Below are 7,558 nucleotides of genomic sequence, written 5' to 3'. Positions count from 1 at the left end.
CGGGAGGGCGGCGCGGACCAGGTCCGGCTCTTCGAGGACTCCACGGAGATCTACGGGCCGATGAGCCTGCACGCCGAAGAGGGCTGACCGGCCGTGGGGGGGGGGGGGGGGGGGGGGGGGGGGGGGGGCCGCCCCCCCCCCCCCCCCCCCCCCCCCCCCCCCCCCCGCCGCCGTATTGACGGCCCCGGCGGAAACCCGCGCGAGTACCCACCCCGCCGTTCCCCCGCACTGTGACGTGTGGCACGATGCTGGCCACCCCCACCGGCACAGCCCTCACAGGAGACACTCCTCGTGCAGCACCCCGCCGTTCCGGACCTGTCGCACACGCACACCCGCCCGATCCACTGGCTCGCCACCGCCACCGCTCTCGCCGGCGTCGTGGCCCTCTCCTCGGTCCTGCAGCCGGACGCCGCGACGGCGGCCCAGACCGGCGGACCGGAGACGAAGACCGCCCCGGCGCGCATCGCTCCGCCCGACCCGGCCGCCGTCGCGTTCCCCCTGGAATGCGGCCCCGTCGAGGCGGTGGTGCAGAAGAAGGCGTCCGGCGACCTCGACGGCGACGGCCGGCCCGAGACGGTGGCCGTCGTGCACTGCGACGCGCCCATGGGCACCCCGCCCGACGGCGTCTACGTCCTCACCCGCGGCACCGGCGCCGCCGAGCCCCGCGTGGTGGCCACCCTGGTGGACCCCGGGGAGCGCCGGACCGTCACCGACTTCGCCGTGCGCGACGGTGCCGTCCTCGCCACGCTCCTCGGCTACTCCTCGGCCGACGTGCCCAGTTGCTGCCCGGACGTCACCGACGACGTGAAGTGGCAGTGGAGGAACGGCGCGTTCGTCCGCGACACGCCGTCCCAGGCGCGGACCGTCTGACCGACGGCACCGCGACAACGGACAGGACCGGCGGACAACGGTCACTGTCCGTGCGATTCATGTCACAGTTCGGTCACTCTGCGTCCGGGCCGTAGACCTCGGCCCTGTCCGAAACGCGACGTACGTGGATGCACTCGCCCGGACACTCCTTGGCCGAGTCGACGACGTCCGTCAGGAGCGGCAACGGCACCGGCGTCGTCGCGCCCTTGACCTGCAGCAGCTCGTCGTCGGCGCCCTTGACGTAGGCGAGACCGTCGATGTCCAGCTCGAACACCTCGGGCGCGTACTGGACGCAGATGCCGTCGCCGGTACACAGGTCCTGGTCGATCCAGACCTCCAGGGCCTCGCCGTCGACTCCGGCCTCCTGCTGCACGCTCATCTCTCCTGCCGTTTCCTGCGTCGAGCCGGTCGGGAATCCGGCCAGCTCTGACGGGTGTTGAACGCTTCGACCCTACCCCCGCCTGGGTTCCAATCACGTTCCGTGGGTATTCCCCTGGCGTGAGGGAGAGCGCAAGGGTGAAGATCGGACACACCCCGACAGTCTTTGTGATCTAGGGGTTTCAATCGACACCCACCCAGGTAGGGTCTGGAAGCGTCCAGCTCCCCTTGGAGGAGGTGAGGACCGTGGCAGCCCACGACGACGACATGAACCGCGGCATCCGCCCGGGACGCGGGTCCGAGGACCCGGCCGGGCAGATGGCCTACCTTGAGCAGGAGATCGCCGTCCTGCGACGCAAGCTCGCCGACTCTCCGCGGCACACGAGAATTCTCGAAGAGCGGATCGTCGAGCTGCAGACCAATCTCGCCGGCGTGTCCGCGCAGAACGAGCGACTCGCCAGCACCCTCCGCGAGGCCCGCGACCAGATCGTGGCCCTCAAGGAGGAGGTCGACCGGCTGGCCCAGCCGCCGGCAGGCTTCGGCGTCTTTCTGCAGGCCAACGAGGACGGCACCGCCGACATCTTCACCGGCGGCCGCAAGCTCCGGGTGAACGTGAGCCCGAGCGTGGAGCTCGACGAGCTCCGGCGCGGCCAGGAGGTGATGCTCAACGAAGCGCTCAACGTGGTCGAGGCCATGGAGTTCGAGAGCATCGGCGACATCGTCACCCTGAAGGAGATCCTCGAGGACGGCGAGCGGGCCCTCGTGCTCGGGCACACCGACGAGGAGCGCGTGGTGCGCCTCGCCGAGCCGCTGCGGGGCATCACCATCCGCGCCGGCGACGCCCTGCTGCTCGAACCCCGCTCCGGATACGTCTACGAGGTCGTCCCCAAGAGCGAGGTCGAGGAACTCGTCCTCGAAGAGGTCCCCGACATCGGCTACGAGCAGATCGGCGGCCTCGGCGGACAGATCGAGGCCATCCGCGACGCGGTCGAGCTCCCCTATCTCTACCCCGACCTCTTCCGGGAGCACGAGCTGCGTCCGCCCAAGGGCGTCCTGCTCTACGGACCTCCCGGATGCGGCAAGACGCTCATCGCCAAGGCGGTCGCCAACTCGCTGGCCAAGAAGGTCGCCGAGGTGACCGGCCAGGCCGCCGGCAAGAGCTTCTTCCTCAACATCAAGGGTCCCGAGCTGCTCAACAAGTACGTCGGTGAGACCGAGCGGCAGATCCGCCTCGTCTTCCAGCGCGCTCGGGAGAAGGCCAGCGAGGGCACGCCCGTCATCGTCTTCTTCGACGAGATGGAGTCCCTCTTCCGTACCCGTGGCTCCGGTGTCAGCTCGGACGTGGAGAACACCATCGTCCCGCAGCTCCTCGCCGAGATCGACGGTGTCGAGGGCCTGCAGAACGTGGTGGTGATCGGCGCCTCCAACCGCGAGGACATGATCGACCCCGCCATCCTGCGGCCCGGCCGGCTCGACGTGAAGATCAAGATCGAGCGTCCGGACGCCGAGGCGGCCAAGGACATCTTCGGCAAGTACCTCACCGAGCGCCTCCCGCTCCACGAGGACGACCTCAGGGAGCACGAGAAGGACAAGGCGGCCACCGTCCAGAGCATGATCCAGACGGCGGTGGAACAGATGTACGCCGAAACCGAGGAGAACCGCTTCCTGGAAGTCACCTACGCCAATGGTGACAAGGAAGTCCTGTACTTCAAGGACTTCAATTCCGGCGCCATGATCGAGAACATCGTGGGCCGGGCCAAGAAGATGGCGATCAAGGACTTCCTCGAGAAGAACCAGAAGGGCCTCCGCGTCTCCCATCTCCTCCAGGCCTGCGTGGACGAGTTCAAGGAGAACGAGGACCTGCCCAACACCACCAACCCGGACGACTGGGCCCGCATCTCCGGAAAGAAGGGCGAGCGGATCGTCTACATCCGTACGCTCGTCACCGGAAAGCAGGGCGCGGACACCGGACGTTCCATCGACACGGTGGCGAATACCGGTCAGTACCTGTAAAAGGCAGGGCGGCTGCGGGTGCCCTCAGCGGGTACCCGCAGCCGACTGTTTTTGGGGGCCACGGCTGGAGCAAGGCAATGAGGCAAATGATCTCCCCACCAGCGCAAAGGCGTTCTAGGCTCTTCCGTACCGCCGAGTCGCGCAGTGCGGGGACGGGCACCGCACACGCACCGGAGCGCCACGTGAGCGGCGCCCACGACCGAGGGCGCCGCCGGGCAAGGAGGGCCGCATGACCGTACGGCGAGTAATGGGCATCGAGACGGAGTACGGGATCTCCGTCCCCGGTCACCCCAACGCCAATGCCATGCTCACCTCGTCCCAGATCGTCAACGCCTACGCGGCGGCGATGCACCGGGCCCGCCGGGCCCGCTGGGACTTCGAGGAGGAGAATCCGCTGCGGGACGCGCGAGGCTTCGACCTCGCCCGTGAGGCCGCCGACTCCAGCCAGCTCACCGACGAGGACATCGGCCTGGCCAACGTGATCCTCACCAACGGGGCACGGCTCTACGTCGACCACGCCCACCCCGAGTACAGCGCTCCGGAGGTCACCAACCCGCGGGACGCCGTGCTGTGGGACAAGGCCGGCGAGCGCATCATGGCCGAGGCCGCCGAGCGGGCGGCACAGCTCCCCGGCGCCCAGCCGATCCACCTCTACAAGAACAACACCGACAACAAGGGCGCCTCCTACGGCACGCACGAGAACTACCTGATGAAGCGGGAGACCGCCTTCTCGGACATCGTGCGCCACCTGACGCCCTTCTTCGTCTCCCGCCAGGTCGTCACCGGCGCCGGACGCGTCGGCATCGGCCAGGACGGGCACGAGCACGGCTTCCAGCTCACCCAGCGCGCCGACTACTTCGAGGTCGAGGTCGGCCTGGAGACGACACTCAAACGGCCCATCATCAACACACGCGACGAACCGCACGCCGACGCGGAGAAGTACCGCCGGCTGCACGTCATCATCGGCGACGCCAACCTGTCGGAGATCTCGACGTACCTGAAGCTCGGGACGACGGCGCTGGTCCTGTCCATGATCGAGGACGGCTTCATCGCCGTCGACCTGGCCGTCGACCAGCCCGTACGCACCCTGCACCAGGTCTCGCACGACCCGACGCTCAAGCACCTGGTCACGCTGCGCAGCGGCCGGACACTGACCGCGGTGCAGCTCCAGATGGAGTACTACGAGCTGGCCCGCAAGTATGTCGAGGAGCGGTACGGAGCGGACGCCGACGACCAGACCAAGGACGTCCTGGGCCGCTGGGAGGACACCCTCAACCGTCTGGAGAACGACCCGATGAGCCTGGCGGGCGAGCTGGACTGGGTCGCCAAGCGGGAGCTCATGGAGGGCTACCGGCGCCGCGACGACCTGGACTGGGACGCGGCCCGGCTGCACCTCGTCGACCTCCAGTACGCAGACGTACGGCCCGACAAGGGCCTCTACAACCGCCTGGTGGAGCGCGGCCGCATCAAGCGGCTGCTGGACGAGACGGAGGTCGAGCGGGCCCGTACGAAGCCTCCGGAGGACACGCGGGCGTACTTCCGCGGGCGCTGTCTGGAGCAGTACGCGGACGACGTGGCGGCCGCCTCCTGGGACTCGGTGATCTTCGATCTGCCGGGACGGGACTCCCTCCAGCGGGTCCCAACCCTGGAACCGCTTCGCGGAACGCGTAATCACGTCAAGGAGCTCCTGGACCGCTGCCGCACCGCGGACGACCTGGTCAGGGTCCTGTCCGGAGGGTGACGGCGCCGAGCGGGTACACGGGAGGAGACCGCCGGACAGGGTGAAAGCCACCGGGTCCGGGAACCATCGAGATGGCCCCCGTACGTTGGAGAAACTGCGGGGCCGATGTCGGACCCGGCTTGTAGGGTCTGATCTTGACCGAGCAACTGTGTCGGGCGAACCGAGCGGGGTGAGGGTTATGGCGACCAAGGACACCGGCGGCGGGCAGCAGAAGGCCACGCGTTCCACCGAGGAGGTCGAGGAGCAGGCGCAGGACGCGCAGGCCTCCGAGGACCTCAAGGAGCGCCAGGAGAAGCTGAACGACGACGTGGACTCCGTCCTGGACGAGATCGACGACGTCCTCGAGGAGAACGCCGAGGACTTCGTGCGCTCCTTCGTGCAGAAGGGCGGCCAGTAGGCCTGTCCCTCCTTCGTTCCGCGGGCGCGAGGCCGGCGACGGAGGGCGAGCAAGACGTGGGATGTCGTGCGCCGGTGCGGTTCGAAGCCGTGCCGGCGCGCGGCCTGAGACGGGGGGCCAAGGTGATCGTCCCGGGGTTCCCGCCGAGTATGTGGATCACCGCCGCAGGGCGGGTAGGGTCCGTGGCACAGCTGACGCATACGTGGAAGGAATCGCGTGGAAGCCAACACTCGTAGCACCGGGCGTCTACCATCTGCCTTCCTGACGCCTGGGTCCTCTTCGTTCATGGACTTCCTGGGGGAGCACCAGCCCGAGCTGCTGCCCGGCAACCGGCGGCTGCCGCCGGTGCAGGGCGCGGTAGAGGCGCCTCACGGCACCACGATCGTGGCCGTGACCTTCCCCGGCGGCGTCGTGCTCGCCGGTGACCGGCGGGCCACCATGGGCAACATGATCGCGCAACGCGACATCGAGAAGGTCTTCCCGGCCGACGAGTACTCGGCGGTGGGCATCGCCGGCACGGCGGGTCTGGCCGTGGAGATGGTGAAGCTCTTCCAGCTCGAGCTGGAGCATTTCGAGAAGGTCGAGGGCGCGCAGCTCTCCCTCGAGGGCAAGGCGAACCGCCTGTCCACGATGATCCGCTCCAACCTGGGCATGGCGATGCAGGGTCTGGCCGTGGTGCCCCTGTTCGCGGGATACGACGTGGACCGCGGCAAGGGCCGCATCTTCTCGTACGACGTGACGGGCGGCCGGTCCGAGGAGCGGTACTTCGCCTCCACCGGGTCGGGGTCGATCTTCGCGCGCGGCGCGATGAAGAAGCTCTTCCGTGAGGACCTGACGGAGGAGGAGGCCACGACGCTCGTGGTCCAGGCGCTGTACGACGCGGCGGACGACGACTCGGCGACCGGTGGTCCCGATGTCGCGCGCCGGATCTATCCGATCATCACTGTGATCACCGAGGACGGCTTCCGCCGGCTGACCGAGGGCGAGAGCTCGCAGCTCGCCGACTCGGTCCTGCAGCGGCGGCTGGAGCAGCCCGACGGCCCCCGTGCCGCGCTGCTGTAGCGGCCGGCCGTCGTTGTGTGGATGGCAGGTGGTCCAGTGACTTCTACAGAAAGGGAGGGATAACCGGTGTCGACGCCGTTCTATGTCTCACCCCAGCAGGCGATGGCCGACCGGGCGGAATACGCCCGCAAGGGCATCGCCCGTGGACGCAGCCTGGTCGTGCTGCAGTACGCCGACGGCATCGTGTTCGTCGGCGAGAACCCATCCCGCGCGCTGCACAAGTTCAGCGAGATCTATGACCGGATCGGCTTCGCCGCCGCCGGCAAGTACAACGAGTACGAGAACCTGCGCATCGGTGGTGTGCGGTACGCCGACCTGCGCGGTTACACCTACGACCGGGACGATGTGACGGCCCGGGGGCTCGCCAACGTGTACGCCCAGACGCTGGGCACGATCTTCTCCAGCTCGGCCGAGAAGCCGTACGAGGTGGAGCTGGTCGTCGCCGAGGTCGGGGACAGTCCCGAAGGCGACCAGATCTACCGGCTGCCGCACGACGGGTCGATCGTGGACGAGCACGGGTCGGTCGCGGTCGGCGGCAACGCGGAACAGATCAGCGGGTACCTGGACCAGCGGCACCGGGACGGCATGACGCTGGCCGAGGCGCTGAAGCTGGCCGTGCAGGCGCTGTCGCGGGACACGAGCGGGAGTGAGCGGGAGATTCCGGCGGAGCGGCTGGAGGTCGCCGTGCTGGACCGTACGCGGCCGCAGAAGCGGAAGTTCAAGCGGATCGTGGGCGGGCAGTTGTCGCGGCTGCTGGAGGGCGGGGCGAGTGGGGCCTCCTCTTCCGACGCCGGCGGGGCGGACGAGGAGGAGTAGTTCGCGCGGGCCTGTGCGGGTGCCTGCGGCGCTTGGGCCGGGTGCCTGCGGCGGCCTCTCTGCGGGGCGGTGGGGGTGCGGGGTGCCTGCGGCGCCTGTGCGGCTCCGGTGGGGGTGCGCGATGCCTGCGGCGGCCTGTGCGGCTCCGGTGGGGGTGCGCGATGCCTGCGGCGGCCTGTGCGGCTCCGGTGGGGGTGCGCGGTGCGCGTTCGGTGGTCTTGTGGGTCGGGGCCGGGTCGGGGGGTGTCCGTCCTCGGAACGGCGCGGAATCGGTCGGCCAC

The 7,558-nt window shown here is 69.1% G+C and carries 7 protein-coding genes; 6 read left to right on the top strand and 1 reads right to left on the bottom strand.

Going from position 1 to position 7,558, the window contains the following annotated elements:
- Positions 1 to 291 precede the first annotated feature (291 nt).
- Positions 292 to 870 carry a hypothetical protein gene (locus ACH499_RS34465; protein ID WP_399020973.1) on the top strand — a complete coding sequence of 193 codons (579 nt, stop codon included), beginning with the start codon at positions 292 to 294 and terminating at the stop codon, positions 868 to 870.
- Between the two features lie 73 nt (positions 871 to 943).
- Here ACH499_RS34465 and ACH499_RS34460 read toward each other — a convergent pair whose 3' ends face one another.
- Positions 944 to 1,249, bottom strand: a complete 306-nt coding sequence (locus ACH499_RS34460) for a ferredoxin (protein ID WP_399020971.1) — start codon at positions 1,247 to 1,249, stop codon at positions 944 to 946.
- A gap of 245 nt (positions 1,250 to 1,494) precedes the next feature.
- Between ACH499_RS34460 and arc the strand changes: the two genes are divergently transcribed.
- The 5 genes from arc (at position 1,495) to prcA (ending at position 7,277) form a co-directional block, all read left to right on the top strand.
- The gene (gene arc / locus ACH499_RS34455; RefSeq protein WP_356205898.1) at positions 1,495 to 3,261 is read left to right on the top strand and encodes a proteasome ATPase; all 1,767 of its coding nucleotides are present in this window, start codon (positions 1,495 to 1,497) and stop codon (positions 3,259 to 3,261) included.
- Positions 3,262 to 3,490: 229 nt separating this feature from the next.
- Complete coding sequence (gene dop / locus ACH499_RS34450; RefSeq protein WP_356205897.1) at positions 3,491 to 5,002, top strand: depupylase/deamidase Dop; 1,512 nt, start codon at positions 3,491 to 3,493, stop codon at positions 5,000 to 5,002.
- Between the two features lie 178 nt (positions 5,003 to 5,180).
- Positions 5,181 to 5,399, top strand: coding sequence for a ubiquitin-like protein Pup (locus tag ACH499_RS34445; RefSeq protein WP_053128307.1), 219 nt, complete (start codon positions 5,181 to 5,183; stop codon positions 5,397 to 5,399).
- Positions 5,400 to 5,615: 216 nt separating this feature from the next.
- A complete protein-coding gene (gene prcB, locus ACH499_RS34440) occupies positions 5,616 to 6,461 on the top strand; it encodes a proteasome subunit beta (protein WP_356205896.1) in 846 nt (281 codons plus the stop codon).
- A 66-nt stretch (positions 6,462 to 6,527) separates the two neighbouring features.
- Entirely contained in the window at positions 6,528 to 7,277 is a 750-nt protein-coding gene (prcA, locus tag ACH499_RS34435) for a proteasome subunit alpha (RefSeq protein WP_356205895.1), read from the top strand.
- Positions 7,278 to 7,558: the final 281 nt, after the last annotated feature.

Source organism: Streptomyces sp. NPDC018947 (assembly GCF_044390505.1).
In the GTDB taxonomy this organism is placed as follows: domain Bacteria; phylum Actinomycetota; class Actinomycetes; order Streptomycetales; family Streptomycetaceae; genus Streptomyces.
The sequence above is the reverse complement of the archived record's forward strand: the minus strand, read 5'-3'. Positions and strand labels throughout refer to the sequence as shown.

Excerpts from the sequence above, each read along its gene's own strand:
- dop (WP_356205897.1), top strand. The coding sequence starts at position 3,491 with ATGACCGTACGGCGAGTAATGGGCATCGAGACGGAGTACGGGATCTCC.
- ACH499_RS34445 (WP_053128307.1), top strand. The coding sequence starts at position 5,181 with ATGGCGACCAAGGACACCGGCGGCGGGCAGCAGAAGGCCACGCGTTCC.
- ACH499_RS34460 (WP_399020971.1), bottom strand. The coding sequence starts at position 1,249 with ATGAGCGTGCAGCAGGAGGCCGGAGTCGACGGCGAGGCCCTGGAGGTC.